At 66.9% G+C, this 14,281-nt stretch carries 14 protein-coding genes; 9 read left to right on the forward strand and 5 right to left on the reverse strand.

Annotated elements, in window-relative coordinates; genetic code table 11:
* Position 1 precedes the first annotated feature (1 nt).
* Genes ACTIAO_RS05705 through fgd form a run of 5 tightly spaced genes read left to right on the forward strand, consistent with a single transcriptional unit; the run spans position 2 to position 5,246 of the window.
* Positions 2–1,192, forward strand: a complete 1,191-nt coding sequence (locus tag ACTIAO_RS05705; protein WP_441905308.1) for a bifunctional 2-methylcitrate synthase/citrate synthase — start codon at positions 2–4, stop codon at positions 1,190–1,192.
* Complete coding sequence (locus ACTIAO_RS05710) at positions 1,192–2,376, forward strand: thiolase family protein (protein WP_441905309.1); 1,185 nt, start codon at positions 1,192–1,194, stop codon at positions 2,374–2,376. Before ACTIAO_RS05705 ends, ACTIAO_RS05710 begins: the two co-directional genes overlap by 1 nt.
* Before the next feature lie 41 nt (positions 2,377–2,417).
* On the forward strand, positions 2,418–3,413 hold the full coding sequence (locus ACTIAO_RS05715) for a TIGR03557 family F420-dependent LLM class oxidoreductase (protein WP_441905310.1): 996 nt from the start codon (positions 2,418–2,420) through the stop codon (positions 3,411–3,413).
* A gap of 1 nt (position 3,414) precedes the next feature.
* Positions 3,415–4,230: a coenzyme F420-0:L-glutamate ligase gene (cofE, locus tag ACTIAO_RS05720; RefSeq protein WP_441905311.1), complete on the forward strand. Its 816-nt coding sequence runs from the start codon at positions 3,415–3,417 to the stop codon at positions 4,228–4,230.
* Positions 4,230–5,246 (forward strand): glucose-6-phosphate dehydrogenase (coenzyme-F420), encoded by a 1,017-nt coding sequence (fgd, locus tag ACTIAO_RS05725; protein WP_441905312.1) that lies wholly within the window; start codon positions 4,230–4,232, stop codon positions 5,244–5,246. The genes cofE and fgd overlap by 1 nt, the downstream gene beginning before the upstream one ends.
* A gap of 77 nt (positions 5,247–5,323) precedes the next feature.
* Here fgd and ACTIAO_RS05730 read toward each other — a convergent pair whose 3' ends face one another.
* Positions 5,324–6,169, reverse strand: coding sequence for an LLM class F420-dependent oxidoreductase (locus tag ACTIAO_RS05730; protein ID WP_441905313.1), 846 nt, complete (start codon positions 6,167–6,169; stop codon positions 5,324–5,326).
* Positions 6,170–6,260: 91 nt separating this feature from the next.
* Here ACTIAO_RS05730 and ACTIAO_RS05735 point away from each other — a divergent pair, with 91 nt between their 5' ends.
* Entirely contained in the window at positions 6,261–7,250 is a 990-nt protein-coding gene (locus tag ACTIAO_RS05735) for an LLM class F420-dependent oxidoreductase (protein WP_441905314.1), read from the forward strand.
* Between the two features lie 9 nt (positions 7,251–7,259).
* On the opposite strand, the gene ACTIAO_RS05740 is transcribed toward ACTIAO_RS05735, so the two are convergent.
* The 4 genes from ACTIAO_RS05740 to ACTIAO_RS05755 are packed head-to-tail and all read right to left on the reverse strand — an operon-like array spanning position 7,260 to position 10,541.
* Positions 7,260–7,655: a PPOX class F420-dependent oxidoreductase gene (locus ACTIAO_RS05740; RefSeq protein WP_441905315.1), complete on the reverse strand. Its 396-nt coding sequence runs from the start codon at positions 7,653–7,655 to the stop codon at positions 7,260–7,262.
* Positions 7,652–8,479: an ABC transporter ATP-binding protein gene (locus tag ACTIAO_RS05745; RefSeq protein WP_441905316.1), complete on the reverse strand. Its 828-nt coding sequence runs from the start codon at positions 8,477–8,479 to the stop codon at positions 7,652–7,654. Before ACTIAO_RS05745 ends, ACTIAO_RS05740 begins: the two co-directional genes overlap by 4 nt.
* On the reverse strand, positions 8,476–9,543 hold the full coding sequence (locus ACTIAO_RS05750; protein WP_441905317.1) for a putative F420-0 ABC transporter permease subunit: 1,068 nt from the start codon (positions 9,541–9,543) through the stop codon (positions 8,476–8,478). Before ACTIAO_RS05750 ends, ACTIAO_RS05745 begins: the two co-directional genes overlap by 4 nt.
* Positions 9,543–10,541, reverse strand: a complete 999-nt coding sequence (locus ACTIAO_RS05755) for a putative F420-0 ABC transporter substrate-binding protein (protein WP_441905318.1) — start codon at positions 10,539–10,541, stop codon at positions 9,543–9,545. The genes ACTIAO_RS05750 and ACTIAO_RS05755 overlap by 1 nt, the downstream gene beginning before the upstream one ends.
* 168 nt (positions 10,542–10,709) lie before the next feature.
* On the opposite strand from ACTIAO_RS05755, the gene ACTIAO_RS05760 reads away from it, so the two are divergent.
* The 3 genes from ACTIAO_RS05760 (at position 10,710) to ACTIAO_RS05770 (ending at position 14,217) form a co-directional block, all read left to right on the forward strand.
* Positions 10,710–11,741: a LacI family DNA-binding transcriptional regulator gene (locus ACTIAO_RS05760; RefSeq protein ID WP_441905319.1), complete on the forward strand. Its 1,032-nt coding sequence runs from the start codon at positions 10,710–10,712 to the stop codon at positions 11,739–11,741.
* A 167-nt stretch (positions 11,742–11,908) separates the two neighbouring features.
* Positions 11,909–12,637 (forward strand): L-ribulose-5-phosphate 4-epimerase, encoded by a 729-nt coding sequence (locus ACTIAO_RS05765; protein WP_441905320.1) that lies wholly within the window; start codon positions 11,909–11,911, stop codon positions 12,635–12,637.
* The gene (locus tag ACTIAO_RS05770; protein WP_441905321.1) at positions 12,634–14,217 is read left to right on the forward strand and encodes a xylulokinase; all 1,584 of its coding nucleotides are present in this window, start codon (positions 12,634–12,636) and stop codon (positions 14,215–14,217) included. The genes ACTIAO_RS05765 and ACTIAO_RS05770 overlap by 4 nt, the downstream gene beginning before the upstream one ends.
* Positions 14,218–14,281: the final 64 nt, after the last annotated feature.

Here is a 14,281-nt window from a genome sequence, read left to right on the forward strand (position 1 = left end):
AATGGCTGACAACGACATCAAGAAGGGCCTCGCCGGCGTCATCGCCGATGAGACCGCGATCAGCAAGGTCAACCCCGAGACGAACAGCCTGCTCTACCGCGGGTACCCCGTGCAGGAGCTCGCGGCGACGCAGCCCTTCGAGGCGGTCGCCTACCTGCTCTGGCACGGTGAGCTGCCGACAGCATCCGAGTTGGCGGAGTTCCGCGCGACCGAGCGCGCGAACCGTGCGCTCGCCCCCGAGGTCAAGGAGGCGATCGATCGCCTCCCGCTCGACTCGCACCCGATGGACGAGGTGCGCACCGCCGTCAGCGTGATCGGCGCGATCGAGACGGCTGGCATCAGCAATGTTCTGGATGCCGTCGGCACTCCCGAGGAGAACCTCGAGCGCAGCCTGAAGCTGTTCGCCACGCTGCCGGCGATCGTGTCGTACGGGCAGCGTCGTCGGCGTGGGCAGGAGATCGTCGAGTCGCGCGACGACCTCGACTACGCCGCGAACTTCCTGTGGCTGACGTTCGGTGAGGAGCCGGATGCCGAGGTCGTCGACGCATTCAACCGCTCGATGATCCTGTATGCGGAGCACTCCTTCAATGCATCGACCTTCACGGCGCGTGTGATCACCTCGACGCTGAGCGACCTGTACTCGGCGGTCGTCGGTGCGATCGGTGCGCTGAAGGGCCCGCTCCACGGCGGTGCCAACGAGGCCGTGATGCACATCTTCGATGAGATCGGCACCGCGTCCGAGGTGTCGGCGTGGCTCGACACGGCGCTCGCCGAGAAGCGCAAGATCATGGGCTTCGGCCACCGCGTGTACAAGCGCGGCGACTCGCGCGTGCCGACGATGAAGACAGCGCTCGATTCGCTCGTGGAGCACTACGATCGTCCGGATGTCGCCGAGCTGTACAACACGCTCGAGAGCGAGTTCGTCTCGCGCAAGGGCATCTACCCGAATCTGGACTACCCGTCGGGCCCGGCGTACAACCTCATCGGCTACGACACGCTGACCTTCACGCCGCTGTTCATCGCATCGCGCATCACCGGGTGGACCGCGCATATTTTGGAGCAGCAGGCATCCAACGCCCTGATCCGACCGTTGTCGGCGTACAACGGCGTGGATGAGCGGCACATCGCGGAGTACGAGCCTGACACGGCAGCGCTCGAGGTGCAGGAACGCCCTGAGGAGGCGGCAGGCTGATGAGTTCTTCACGCGAGAAGGTTGCGATCGTTGCCGGGGCCCGCACCCCGATCGGAAGGTTCGCCGGGGCGTTCAAGGAGACGCCCGCGCATGAACTGGGAGCGGCGGCGACTGTGGAGGCACTGCGCCGTTCCGGCATTTCGCCGGAGCGCGTCGGCGAGGTCGTCATCGGCAACATCGGGCAGGTTGCGGGGGATGCCTATATCTCGCGTCGGATCGCCCTGTCGGCGGGGCTCGACAACAACACTCCCGCGTTCACGGTGAACCGTCTGTGCGGCTCGGGTCTGCAGGCGATCTGGTCCGCGGCGCAGGAGCTGCTGTGGGGCGGGCTCGATGTTGCGGTCGCCGGTGGCGCCGAGAACATGACGCGGATGCCGTTCTACGACTTCAACGCGCGGTTCAACGACCGCCTCGGGCACCGTCAGTTGCTCGATGGCACGATCTCGATGCTGACCGACCCGTTCACGAACAAGCACATGGGCACGACCGCCGAGAATGTCGCGTCGCGCTTCGGCGTGACGCGTGAAGATCAGGATGCTTTCGCACTGGAGTCGCAGCGTCGAGCGGCGACTGCCGAGGCGCAGGCGGCGTTCGCCGAGGAGATCGTCGCGGTGACGACATCTGGGCGCAAGCCCGTCGAGGTGTCGAAGGATGAGCATCCGCGTCCGGACACGACGCTGGAGACTCTCGCTGGCCTTCCGGCGGCGTTCGCCGAGGGTGGGACCGTGACTGCGGGCAACGCCTCCGGCATCAACGACGGCGGAGCGGCGACCGTGCTCATGCGCGAGTCGGATGCCCGCGCCGAGGGTGCACCGGTTCTCGCGACTCTGGAGGCGGTGGCAACCGCCGCGCTCGAGCCCGAGATCATGGGTTACGCGCCCACGCTCGCCCTGAAGAAGCTGTTCAAACAGACCGGGCTGAAGCCCTCGGACATTTCGACGATCGAGCTCAACGAGGCCTTCGCGTCACAGGCGCTCGCGGTGATTCGCGACACGGAGCTCGACCCCGCCCAGGTGAACCCGTACGGCGGAGCGATCGCCCTCGGGCACCCCGTCGGTGCGACCGGAACGATCCTCACCGTGCGCGCGGCGTTGACGCTGCAGCGGACCGGCGGAGAGTACGCGATCGTCACGATGTGCATCGGCGGCGGGCAGGCGCTGGCGGCGTTGCTGAAGCGGGGTTGATTGATAGCGCCCGAGGTTCACCGGTCTGCCAGGCTGGAAGCATGACCCACCCCGAGCTGCACTACGTCGCGGCGCTTGAGCAGCTCGACCCTGCCGACGCGGTCAGCCTCGCCGCGAACGCAGATCGGGCGGGCTTCGCGGGCACGGTGGTGGCCGACCGGTTCCAGCCGTGGCTGCCCACCCAGGGACACGCCTCATTCGCCTGGACGGTGCTGGGCGCGATCGGTCAGCAGACTGACGGCATCCTGACGGCCTCGGCCGTGCCCGGTTACCGGATGCATCCGGCGGCAGTGGCGCAGGCATCCGCGACGCTCGCAGCTCTCTATCCGGGGCGGCACCGGCTCATGCTGTCGGCGGGCGATGCGATCGATGAGCACGTCGTCGCTCCGTACTGGCCGGAGGCTGCGGAGCGATCCGTGCGGATCTTCGAGGCCGCCGAACTGATTCGCAAGCTCTTCTCGGCATCCGCCAAGGGGAATGACACCCGGCACTCGGGCGCGCACTTCCGGATGGAGTCCGCGCGACTGTGGACCATGCCCGCGGCTCCTCCGCCACTCCAGATCTGGGCCGGCGGCCCGGTGACCGCACGCCGCGCCGGACGGAGTACCGACGGGGTCATTATGCAGGCGGGTCCGGCCGATCGGCTCTCCGCGATGCTGGATGCTTTCCGTGGCGGACATCGCGAAGCGCACCGCGAAAGTGAGACGCAGACCGCCGTCCACGTGCAGCTCTCCTGGGCGCCGACCGACGACGAGGCGATGACGAACGCGCTCACGGAGTGGCCGATGGTCGGGCTGCGATTCCCTCGCGGCGACATTCGCTCCCCGTTCGACGTCGCCCAGCTCGCGCGCTCGGTGACGGCCGATGACATCCGCGCGCGGATCCCTGTCTCGGCTGACCCGGAGGTCCACCGCGCCTACCTGCAGTCGTTCTTCGATCTGGGCTTCGATGCCGTGCACGTGCACAACGTCGGGCGCAATCAGGCCGAGTGGATCGAGGTCGCCGGCCGCGACATCCTGCCGAAGCTGGTGAGGTGACATGGCCGAGAGACTGAGCATCTGGGCGCCCGTCGGCATCCCTGAGATTCGCGAGGGCGACGACCTGGCAGAGCCCATCATTACGGCGGTCGCCGCGTCGGGTGAACCACTCGTCGACGGTGACATCCTCGTGATCACCTCGAAGATCGTCTCCAAAGCAGAGGGGCGCATCGTCCTCGCCGAAGATCGCGAAGCGGCGATCACCGACGAGACCGTCCGCGTCGTCGCCACGCGCGCACGCGGCGACGGAGGCGTGACGCGCATCGTTCAGAATCGGCTCGGCATCGTGGGGGCCGCCGCGGGTGTGGATGCTTCCAACACCGCCCCCGGCACCGTCCTACTGCTTCCGGTCGACCCGGATGCCTCGGCCCGGGCCCTCGCCGAAACGCTCAGAGCCCGCACGGGCGCGCAGATCGGCATCATCATCAGCGACACCCTCGGCCGGCCGTGGCGGAATGGTCAGACGGATGTCGCGATCGGCGCCGCCGGTGTGCACGTGTTCGATCAGCTGCAGGGCAGCGTCGACAGCGCGGGAAGGCCGCTCATCGTGACGCAGCCGTGCATCGGCGACGAACTCGCGAGCGCGACAGATCTCGCCAAGGGCAAGGTGAGCGGATGCCCGGTGGCCGTCGTACGCGGGGCAGCGCGCTTCGTCGGTCCCCTGGATCTGCCCGGAGCGCGGAGCATCGTCCGTGAGGCGGAGAAGGACATGTTCCGGCTCGGCACCGATGAAGCGCATCGTGCTGGCCACAAGGCAGGTTTCGAAGAAGGCTATGCGGCGGCGCTCGCCGCGTCCGCGAATGAGGAGGGTCACTGATGACACTGACACTGGGATACAAGGCATCCGCCGAGCAGTTCGGCCCACGAGAGCTCGTTGAGATCGCGGTTGCCGCAGAGCGGCACGGATTCGAGTCGGTCGCGGTGAGCGATCACTTCCAGCCGTGGCGATACACCGGTGGGCACGCGCCGTTCTCGATCGCATGGGCGGCCGCCGTCGGCGAACGCACGGAGCACATCCGGATCGGCACAAGCGTGATGACGCCGACATTCCGGTACAATCCTGCCGTGATCGCGCAGGCATTCGCGACGCTGGGGATGCTGAACCCGGACCGCGTCTTCCTCGGCATCGGCACCGGCGAAGCTCTCAACGAGATCGCCACGGGATTCCAGGGTGCGGGGGAGCAGGTGTGGCCGGAATTCCGGGAGCGGTTCGCGCGTCTGCGGGAGTCCGTGCGGCTCGTGCGGGCGCTGTGGACCGGGGACCGCGTGAGCTTCGATGGCGAGTACTACTCGACGCACGAGGCATCCATCTACGACGTGCCCGACGGCGGGATCCCGATCTACATCGCAGCCGGAGGCCCCCAGGTCGCCAAGTACGCTGGTCGCGCCGGTGACGGTTTCATCTGCACGTCCGGCAAGGGTGAGGAGCTCTACACGGACAAGCTAATCCCCGCGGTGAAAGAAGGCGTCGCGGCATCCGGTCGTGAGTTCGACCAGATCGACCGGATGATCGAGATCAAGATCTCGTACGAGGAGACCGAGCAGGCGGCGCTGGAGAACACCCGGTTCTGGGCACCGTTGTCGCTGTCGAAGGAGCAGAAGCACGACATCACCGACCCGGTCGAGATGGAGAAGGCCGCCGACGCCCTCCCGATCGAGCAGGTCGCCCAGCGTTGGATCGTCGGCACGGATCCGGATGCTGTTGTCGCCCAGATCAAGGATTACGCCGACTGGGGCTTCAACCACCTCGTCTTCCACGGACCAGGCCAGGACCAGGAGAGGTTCATGACCCTGTTCGAGAGGGATCTCGCTCCAAGGCTGCGGGCGTTGTAGGGGGTGAGTCGGGCTTCGGCTCGCTGGCGCTCGCTCAGCCCGCTTCGTCTCGCTTCGCTCGCTCAACGACCCGTGGTTCAGCCCAACCCGAGCTTCACGGCAAGCTGCTCGAGCGTCGGAATCGGATCTTCGCGCGCAGGCAGGACCTGCACGCACACATGGTCCGCGCCCGCATCGAGATGTCCGCGAACCGCGGCGGCCAGATCAGCGGCCGACCCATGCGGCGTCAGCGCATCGACAGCCTCGTCGGTCGCGCCGTCATCGAGATCGGATGCCGTGAAACCATGCTGCTCCAGCGTGCGCCGATAATTCGACAGCGATAGATACCGCGACAGGAACGTGCGTCCGACAGCTCGCGCAGCATCCGCATCGATGCCAGGAACGAGACGCTGCTCGGGCGCGATCAACACCTCCGGTCCGACGATCTCGCGGGCGAACCGCGTGTGCGTCGGCGTCGTCATGTACGGGTGGGTGCCCGCCGAGCGCTCGGCGGCGAGGCGCAGCGTCCGAGGTCCGAGCGCGGAGATCATCCGCCGCTCAGCCGGAACGCCTTCGGCATCGAGCACATCCAGATACCCCACGAGCGCCGAGTAGGGCTTCTGATAGACATCGCCCTGATTCTCGCGGTGGCCGATCCCGACGCCCAGGATGAATCGCCCGGGATGGGTCTTCTCGAGCCGGTGGAACGACGCGGCGATCTCGGTTGCCGGGGCAGTCCAGATGTTGACGATCCCGGTCGCGACTTTGATCTCGGAGGTGGCGTCGAGCAGTTCCTCTGCGATGGCAAGGTCAGTGGCAGGAGACCCTCCGATCCACACGGTGCCGTAGCCGAGCCGCTCTGCGGCGACAACGATCTCGGGTGTGAGGAGCCCGCCGCCCCGCCAGAGTCCGACATTTCCCAGTGAGGGCTTGGACATGCTCATCGGAACTCCATTCAGCGAAGCGGTCAGGGTGCTCGAGAGCGAGCCTATCGACGTCCACGAACGAGAGGGCCGAGGTCGCTAAACTGCACGCATGCGCTTCGGAACTTTCATCCCTCAAGGCTGGCGATTCGACCTCGTGGGCATCGAGCCCGCCGACCAGTGGCAGGTGATGCGCGACCTCGCACAAGCGGCCGACGCCGGACCCTGGGAATCGCTGTGGGTCTACGACCACTTCCACACCACCCCGATTGCCAGCGAAGAGGCCACGCACGAGGCATGGACGCTGATGTCGGCATTCGCGGCTTCCACCTCGCGCATCCGCCTCGGCCAGATGTGCACCTGCATGTCGTACCGCAACCCGGCGTACCTGGCGAAGGTGGCCGCGACCGTCGACATCGTCTCGGGCGGACGCACCGAGATGGGCATCGGCGGCGGCTGGTACGAAGATGAGTGGCGGGCTTATGGCTACGGGTTCCCGTCCGCAGGCGACCGGCTGCGCCGACTCGACGAGGGCGTGCAGATCATGCGCCAGGCGTGGACGACCGGCGAGGCGACCCTCGACGGCAAGCACTACCAGGTCGACCGCGCGCTCGTCCGTCCGCTGCCGCTCCAGACAGGCGGCATCCCGCTGTGGATCGCCGGCGGCGGCGAGAAAGTCACGCTGAAGATCGCCGCAAAGTACGCCCAATACACGAACTTCGCTGGATCGCCGGACGAGTTCAGCGCGAAGAGCGAGATCCTCCGCACGCACACACAGAATGTCGGCACCGATTTCGACGCCATCGTGCGCTCGGCGAACTACAACACCGTGGTCGGCTCCACCGAGGCAGAGGTCGCAGACCGGATTGCCGCGATCGAGGCCCGTGTCGCCCCGCACCTCGGCGACCGCACGGAGAGCTTCATGCAGAACTACCGCAGTGAGGACGCGATCTGCGTCGGCACCCCGGAGCAGATCATCGAGCGGATGCAGGACATGTCGGCTCGCGGCCTCGGATACGCGATCCACTACTTCCCGGAGGCCGCCTACGACCGATCCGGCATGGAGCTGTTCGAACGCGAGGTCATCCCGGCGCTGAGCTGAGGCGGCGCGCTACTGCCCGATGACCTTGTCGACCGACATCACGAGGATCACGCGGTCGGCGGCATCCGCCGGCGCGGGAGGATTTTCGGCGCCGTATCGAAGCGCGAGCTGCTGATAGAACGACCCCGTCGGGTCGGGCGTTGCCTCGAGCAGCCGCCCGCGCACCTCCACGTAGTGGGTGGGCTTTTCGGGGTCGTACACCGCCAGGCTCATCGACGGGTTGCGCTGGAGATTGCGATACTTTGTGCGCTTCGTCGTGTGGGTGAACCGGATGCTGTCCCCATCGAACTCGAACCACATCGGGCTCGTCTGCGCGGTGTCACCACGCCCGACGGTGCCAAGCACGCCGAAAACAGGACGCTCGAGAAGGTCGATGAGATGGCTGGGTACAGAGGAAGAGCTCATGCCCCCGAGTGTATCGACGCGTCCACAGAGGCAGCGGACTCGAGCGGCGAGAACGCGATCAGCGGAGCCCCGTCGACCGGATGCGGGATCACATCGGCGCGGACGCCGTAGACGAGCTGGATCAATTCCGGGGTGAGCGTGTCCGCCGGCGTTCCGGATGCCACGACCCGCCCGCGATCCAGGACGATGATCTTGTCGGCGTAGCGTGCGGTGAGGGTGAGATCGTGGAGGGCTGCGAGCACGCCGATGTCCTCGTCGGCCAGAGATCTCATCAGCTCCAGCGTATGCAGCTGTGCGTGGATATCGAGGTGATTGGTCGGCTCATCCATGAGCAGCAGCGCCGGCTCCTGCGCAAGCGCCCGTGCGAGCAGAATACGTTGGCGCTCGCCGCCGGAGAGCTGCTGAAATCGTCGTTCCGAGAACTCCGACGCGCCGGTGCGATGCAGGGCAGTGCGGGCGATATCGACGTCCGCTGATCCTGGCCCGCTGAGCGCGCCCAGGTGCGGGCTGCGCCCGAGCAGCACGACATCGAGCACGCTCAGATCGAGCTCCGTCTCGGCCTGCTGCTCGACGAGTGCCGTGAAGCGCGCCCGCGCTCGCCGTCGCATCGTCCTGGTATCGGTTCCGTCGAGTTCCACCGCGCCCGCCGTCGGCTTCTCCGCGGCGGCGATGAGGTGCAGGAGGGTCGACTTGCCCGCGCCGTTGGGACCGACGAGCGCGGTGAGGGATCCGGCCTCGACAGTGCAGTCGACGTCGTCGATCAGCATCCGTCCGTCTCGCTGGAACGCGATGCCGTCGGTGCGGAGCGGGGGATGAGAGGTCATGAGATTCTCCGTGAACGCAGCAGGAGCAGTCCGAACAGCGGGGCACCGATGAGCGCGGTCACCACGCCGACGGGCAGCTCCCGCGGATCGAACAGCGTGCGCGCGAGCGTGTCGGCCCAGATCAGCACGATCGCACCGGTCAGCGCCGACAACGGCAGCAGCGCGCGATGACGGGCACCGACGATCAGCCGGACCGCGTGCGGCACGACCAGACCGATGAATCCGATGGACCCGCTCACCGCCACGAGGCAGCCGGTCAGCAGCGCCGTCGCCGTGAGCAGGATCCAGCGGGTCCGCTCGACCGAGACGCCGAGGGATGCCGCCGCACGGTCGCCGAACGCGAAGGCATCAAGCGTCCCCGCGCTGAGCATCAGCGGGAGCCCCACCAGTACGAGCGCGCCCAGGGCGAGCAGCGCGGTCGCCCAGGTGGAGCCGGCGAGGGACCCGAGCAGCCAACCCAGGATCTCGCGGTAGCTGTCACCCGTCGCGCTCCAGAAGATCACCAGACTCGTGAGGGCACCGAGCGCGGCAGAGACAGCGACGCCGGCGAGAATCGTTCGGGATGCCGTCATCCGGCCGATCGCTCCGGCGAGCAGCAGGGTGAGGGCAAGAGCCCCCAGCGCACCGCCGAAAGCGGCGAGCGGCAGTGCGATCGAGAAACCCAGCACGATCACGAGGACGGCCCCGAAGGAGGCTCCGGAGGAGAGGCCCAGCAGATAGGGATCGGCGAGCGGGTTCCGCAGGACCGCCTGCATGATCGCACCGCAGATCGCGAGTCCTCCTCCGACGGATGCCGCGGCGAGCTCGCGCGGCATCCGAAGCTGCCAGACGATTCCGTCGCGCAACGTGCTCAGCGTCGTGTCCCCGATTCCCAGATGGGCGAGGATACTGCTCCACGCCTCGCCGGGTGAGATCTGCGCCGGGCCGAACGTGACGGCGAGCACCACGGATGCGCCCAGGACGACGAGGAGGCCTGCCGCCCACACGCCCGTCCGCGCGCCGGAGCGATCACGCCGGTCGGGTTCCGATGTGCGCGGGGGCGAGGGAGAGGTCATCGTCGTCATCACGGCAGGCTGATCTCCTCCAGCTGCGCGACCAACGACTGCACGGCTTCGACGTTGCGCACTCCGGCCTCACCGGCGGCGAAGGGCACGACGAGATAGCGATGATCCCGCACGGCCGGAAGCTGGGCGGTCGCCGGATTTGATTCGAGCACGCCGATCTTCTTCTCAGTCGATCCCCACGCGGAGTCGACGAGGACGATCACGTCAGGGTTCGCGTCGATGACGGCCTCCCAGCTGAGGCTCGACCAGGTCTCATCCACGTCTGCGGCGATGTTGGTGAGCCCCGCAGCATCCATCATCATCTGCGGTGCGCCGATGCCGGCGCCGACGTAGGGGGTGTCGCTGCCGGAGCTGAACCAGAGAGCGGTCAGATCGCGATCATCGGGGGTGACGGCGTCGAGCTGGCTATGCAGGTCGGCGACGAGGCCGTCCGCAGCATCCGGCACGTCGAAGATCGCACCCATCTGTTCGATCTCCGCGAAGACGTCGTCGAAGGTGAGCGGGGTGGGCTGGTACTCGGGCTCCTGGCAGGCGGCGGGGGACACGAAAGTGTTGACACCGAGCGAGGCGAGCGTCGCGCGGTCGCCGGCGCCGTCGGCCGTGACATTGGATTCCCATCCGGCGTAGACGAGGTCGGGCTCGAGATCCAGCGTCGCCTCCTGCCCGGGAACCTTGTCGGAGATCAGCGGAATGTCGCTGCCCCGGGAAGCCCACTCCTCGGCATAGGGACCATCGGGGAATGCGGTGCCGATCATCCGATCCTCCAGGCCGAGGGCGAGCATCATCTCGATCGAGGTCGACTTGATCGCCAGAACCTTCTCCGGAGCTTCGTCGAACGTGACCGAGGTGCCGCAGTTGTCGATCGTGAGGGGATAGACGGCCGCTGCCGGCGGGGCCGTGTCCGGCGCTGCATCGGCGGTGGATGCGCAGCCCACGAAAGCGGATGCTGCGACAAGAATGGCAACGGACGTGATGAGTCGCTGTCGGCGGACGGGCATGAGTCTCCTGGCGCTGGTCGAGTGATGACGAGCGGCCAAGTTCACGGCCGATTTGTCCCTGCCAATGCGGGCAGAGGATCAAGGATGAGTCTAGCCAGGTCCGGGCGCAGCCAGAACCGGCGACGTACTACTCTGTTGTTGTTATCGGTCACAGGGTCGGGGTAGGCGATGAGCGGCGAGAGTACGCCACAGAACGGCAGCTCGCGCCGCCCGAGTATCTACGATGTCGCCGAGCGCGCCGGCGTCTCGCACATGACTGTCTCCCGGGTGCTGAACGGGCATCCGAACATCCGCGAAGCCACCCGCGAGCGCGTGCTGAGTGCGATCGACGAGATGAGCTACACGCGCAGCACGATTGCCCGCGCTCTCGCGACGAAGCGCACGATGCGCATCGGGGTCCTTGTCGATGGTCCCGGACAGCACGGCCCCAACAGCACCCTGCGCGCACTGGAATCCGCAGCCCGCGAGCGCGGCTACTCCGTCAGCGCGTTCTCCGTGGCTGACGACGACAACCACCGCATCGACGACGGCGTCCTCGATCTGCTGACCCAGGGCGTCGACGCGCTGTGCCTGATCGCCCCCCGCGCATCCTCGCTCGACGTACTAAGAAAGCAGTCGATCGGCCTTCCGATCCTCATCATCAAGGATGAGGCGGATGCCGAGATGCACACGGCCGCTGTCGATCAGCGGGCGGGAGCCGATGAAGCAGTTCGCCACCTCATCGACCTCGGTCACCGAGTCATCCTGCACCTGTCGGGTCCGACGGAGTGGTTCGATGCTCGGGCGCGCGCCGAGGCCTGGCGGGATCGACTGACCAACGCGGGGCTCGAAGTCCGCGATCCGGTGGTCGGCGACTGGTCATCGGACTCCGGCTATGCGTACGGGTTGAGCCACGATCTCGGAGATGCGACCGCAGTCTTCGCCTCGAACGACCAGATGGCCCTCGGCGTCGTTCACGGGCTGGTCGAACGAGGACTTCGGGTTCCGGAGGACATCAGTGTGATCGGGTTCGATGATCTGCCCGACGCGCGCCATTTTCTTCCTCCGCTGACCACGGTGCGCCAGCACTTCGATGCGCTGGGCCGATTGGCGATCCGTGAATTGCTGATCGCCATCGATGGCGGCGAGAGCGACGAGCGCGCCCTGATCCAGCCCACTCTCGTCATTCGATCTTCCACCGCCGTACCGCGTTCGCGGTAACAAGCTTGTAACGACGCGGGTCTGTCGACTTGCGCTTCATGATTGTTAGCGCGCACAATGACACAAGCACGGTGGCCACGGCGGACAATTCACACCCGACGGCGATGTGCCGTAGGACTCAACGAGGAGATGTCCAGCGCGCCGTCACTCGTAAGAAGGAGTAGTCGATGACGTTCCCCGCCTTCACCCCAGAGATCGAAGCATCCGTCGCCGCAGTCCGCGCCGACGTCGCGAGGCTGCATGGCGAGCTGGTTCGCAATAGCCTGGTCGTCTGGACCGGTGGCAACATCTCCGGCCGGGTTCGGCTCTCTGATGATGGCCGAGCCGACCTGTTCATCATCAAGCCGTCCGGCGTGAGCTACGACGACCTGGCGCCCGAGAACATGATCCTCTGCGACCTCGATGGTCATGTGATTCCTGGCAGCGCGGGCAGCGACCGAAGCCCGTCGAGCGACACCGCCGCGCACGCCTACGTCTACCGGCACATGCCCGAGGTCGGCGGAGTCGTGCACACCCACTCCACGTTCGCCGTCGCGTGGGCGGCGAGGGGGGAGGAGATCCCCTGCGTCATCACGGCGATGGCGGATGAGTTCGGCGGGCCGATCCCGATCGGCCCCTTCGCGATCATCGGCGACGACTCGATCGGACGCCGCATCGTCGACACGCTCACCGGGCACCGCTCCCGTGCGGTGCTGATGCAGAATCACGGTCCGTTCACGATCGGCACAGACGCGAAGGATGCTGTGAAAGCCGCCGTCATGGTCGAAGACGTCGCACGCACCGTGCACTACGCACGGGAGGCGGGTCCACTGATCCCCATTCCGCAGGAAGCGATCGACAGCCTGTACGACCGGTACCAGAACGTGTACGGCCAGAGTTCGGATGCCCGTCGATGACCGCGCAGCGCGACATCGTCGAGGGGCGTACGAGCCTCGGCATCGAGTTCGGCTCGACCCGCATCAAAGCGTGCCTCATCGGGCCAGACGCTTCAGAGGTGCTGGCCGTCGGTTCGTTCGCGTGGGAGAACAGCCTCGAGGACGGGCTGTGGACCCATGCGCTGGACGAGGTCTGGCAGGGGCTTCAGGCGGCATTCGCCGACCTCATCGCTGACGCGCAGAAGCGCCACGGCGCACGTCCCGAATCCTTCGGCGCCATCGGCATCTCCGCGATGATGCACGGATATCTCGCCTTCGATGCGTCGGGTGATCTGCTTGTGCCGTTCCGCACATGGCGCAACACCAACACGGGTTCTGCTGCGTCCGAACTCACCGACCTGTTCGCTGTGAACATCCCGCTGCGCTGGTCGATCGCGCACTTGCATCAGGCCGTCCTTGACTCCGAGGAGCACGTGTCGCAGGTCGACTTCGTCACGACCCTCGCCGGATACGTGCACTGGCGCCTCACCGGCGAGAAGGTGCTCGGCGTCGGCGATGCGTCGGGCATGTTCCCGATCGACTCCGCGACGGGCGACTATGACGAGAGGATGCTGTCCGCATATGACGCGCTGGCCGGCGAACGACTCCCGGCTCCGGTGAAAAGCTTGCTGCCTGCGGTGCGCGCGGCTGGCGAGCCAGCAGGCACTCTCACCGCCGAAGGTACGGCGCTGCTGGATCCGACCGGCACTCTGCGCTCCGGCATCCCGCTCTGCCCGCCCGAAGGCGATGCCGGCACCGGCATGGTGGCGACGAACTCCGTCGTGCCTCGCACCGGAAACGTCAGTGCCGGGACCAGCATCTTCGCGATGGTGGTGCTCGAGCATCCGCTGGCAAGCATCCATCACGAACTCGATCTCGTGACGACTCCGGCCGGGGATGCTGTCGCCATGGTGCACTGCAACAACGGTGCGAGCGAGCTGGCCGCGTGGGCCGGGATGTTCGCACGTTTTGCAGCTGCCTCCGGCAACCCCCTCGACGACGACGCCGTGTTCGACGTGCTCTTCCGCGAGGCGCTCGCGGGCGATGTGGATGCCGGGGGACTGCTCGCCTACAACCACCTCGCAGGCGAGCCGATCGCGGGCCTCACCGAGGGGCGGCCCCTGTTCGTGCGCACACCGGACAGCGAGTTCACGCTCGCCAATGCGATGCGCGCGCAACTCTACGGAGTGTTCGGCACGCTCGCGCTCGGCATGCAGGTGCTCGAGAGTGAAGGCGTGGCGCTGGATCGGATGTTCGCGCACGGAGGCATGTTCCGCACAGCCGGCGTCGCGCAGCGCTTCCTCGCTGGAGCCCTGAACGCGCCCGTCGCCGTCGGCGAACTCGCTGCCGAGGGGGGAGCGTGGGGCATCGCCGTCCTGGCGTCATACCTCGCTCATTCCGCAGAGAGCGACCTCGGCAGCTATCTCGAGGATCAGGTCTTCGCCACAGCATCCCTCACTGTCATCGAACCGGACCCGGCCGATGTCGCCGGCTTCGCCGCCTACCTCCACCGCTACCGCGCCGGCCTCGCCATCGAGGCCGCCGCGACCACCGCCCTCTGACCCGCTCAGGTCGCAAACTTTGTCGCAAAGCATCCGCCATACCGACATAAATAGCGACCCGAAC

Source organism: Microbacterium sp., from assembly GCF_052099035.1.
GTDB lineage: Bacteria > Actinomycetota > Actinomycetes > Actinomycetales > Microbacteriaceae > Microbacterium.

Bases quoted from the DNA above. Each gene is read 5' to 3' on its own strand.
- ACTIAO_RS05705 (WP_441905308.1), top strand. From the start codon at position 2: ATGGCTGACAACGACATCAAGAAGGGCCTCGCCGGCGTCATCGCCGAT.
- ACTIAO_RS05710 (WP_441905309.1), top strand. From the start codon at position 1,192: ATGAGTTCTTCACGCGAGAAGGTTGCGATCGTTGCCGGGGCCCGCACC.
- ACTIAO_RS05715 (WP_441905310.1), top strand. From the start codon at position 2,418: ATGACCCACCCCGAGCTGCACTACGTCGCGGCGCTTGAGCAGCTCGAC.
- cofE (WP_441905311.1), top strand. From the start codon at position 3,415: ATGGCCGAGAGACTGAGCATCTGGGCGCCCGTCGGCATCCCTGAGATT.
- fgd (WP_441905312.1), top strand. From the start codon at position 4,230: ATGACACTGACACTGGGATACAAGGCATCCGCCGAGCAGTTCGGCCCA.
- ACTIAO_RS05730 (WP_441905313.1), bottom strand. From the start codon at position 6,169: ATGAGCATGTCCAAGCCCTCACTGGGAAATGTCGGACTCTGGCGGGGC.
- ACTIAO_RS05735 (WP_441905314.1), top strand. From the start codon at position 6,261: ATGCGCTTCGGAACTTTCATCCCTCAAGGCTGGCGATTCGACCTCGTG.
- ACTIAO_RS05740 (WP_441905315.1), bottom strand. From the start codon at position 7,655: ATGAGCTCTTCCTCTGTACCCAGCCATCTCATCGACCTTCTCGAGCGT.
- ACTIAO_RS05745 (WP_441905316.1), bottom strand. From the start codon at position 8,479: ATGACCTCTCATCCCCCGCTCCGCACCGACGGCATCGCGTTCCAGCGA.
- ACTIAO_RS05750 (WP_441905317.1), bottom strand. From the start codon at position 9,543: ATGACGACGATGACCTCTCCCTCGCCCCCGCGCACATCGGAACCCGAC.
- ACTIAO_RS05755 (WP_441905318.1), bottom strand. From the start codon at position 10,541: ATGCCCGTCCGCCGACAGCGACTCATCACGTCCGTTGCCATTCTTGTC.
- ACTIAO_RS05760 (WP_441905319.1), top strand. From the start codon at position 10,710: ATGAGCGGCGAGAGTACGCCACAGAACGGCAGCTCGCGCCGCCCGAGT.
- ACTIAO_RS05765 (WP_441905320.1), top strand. From the start codon at position 11,909: ATGACGTTCCCCGCCTTCACCCCAGAGATCGAAGCATCCGTCGCCGCA.
- ACTIAO_RS05770 (WP_441905321.1), top strand. From the start codon at position 12,634: ATGACCGCGCAGCGCGACATCGTCGAGGGGCGTACGAGCCTCGGCATC.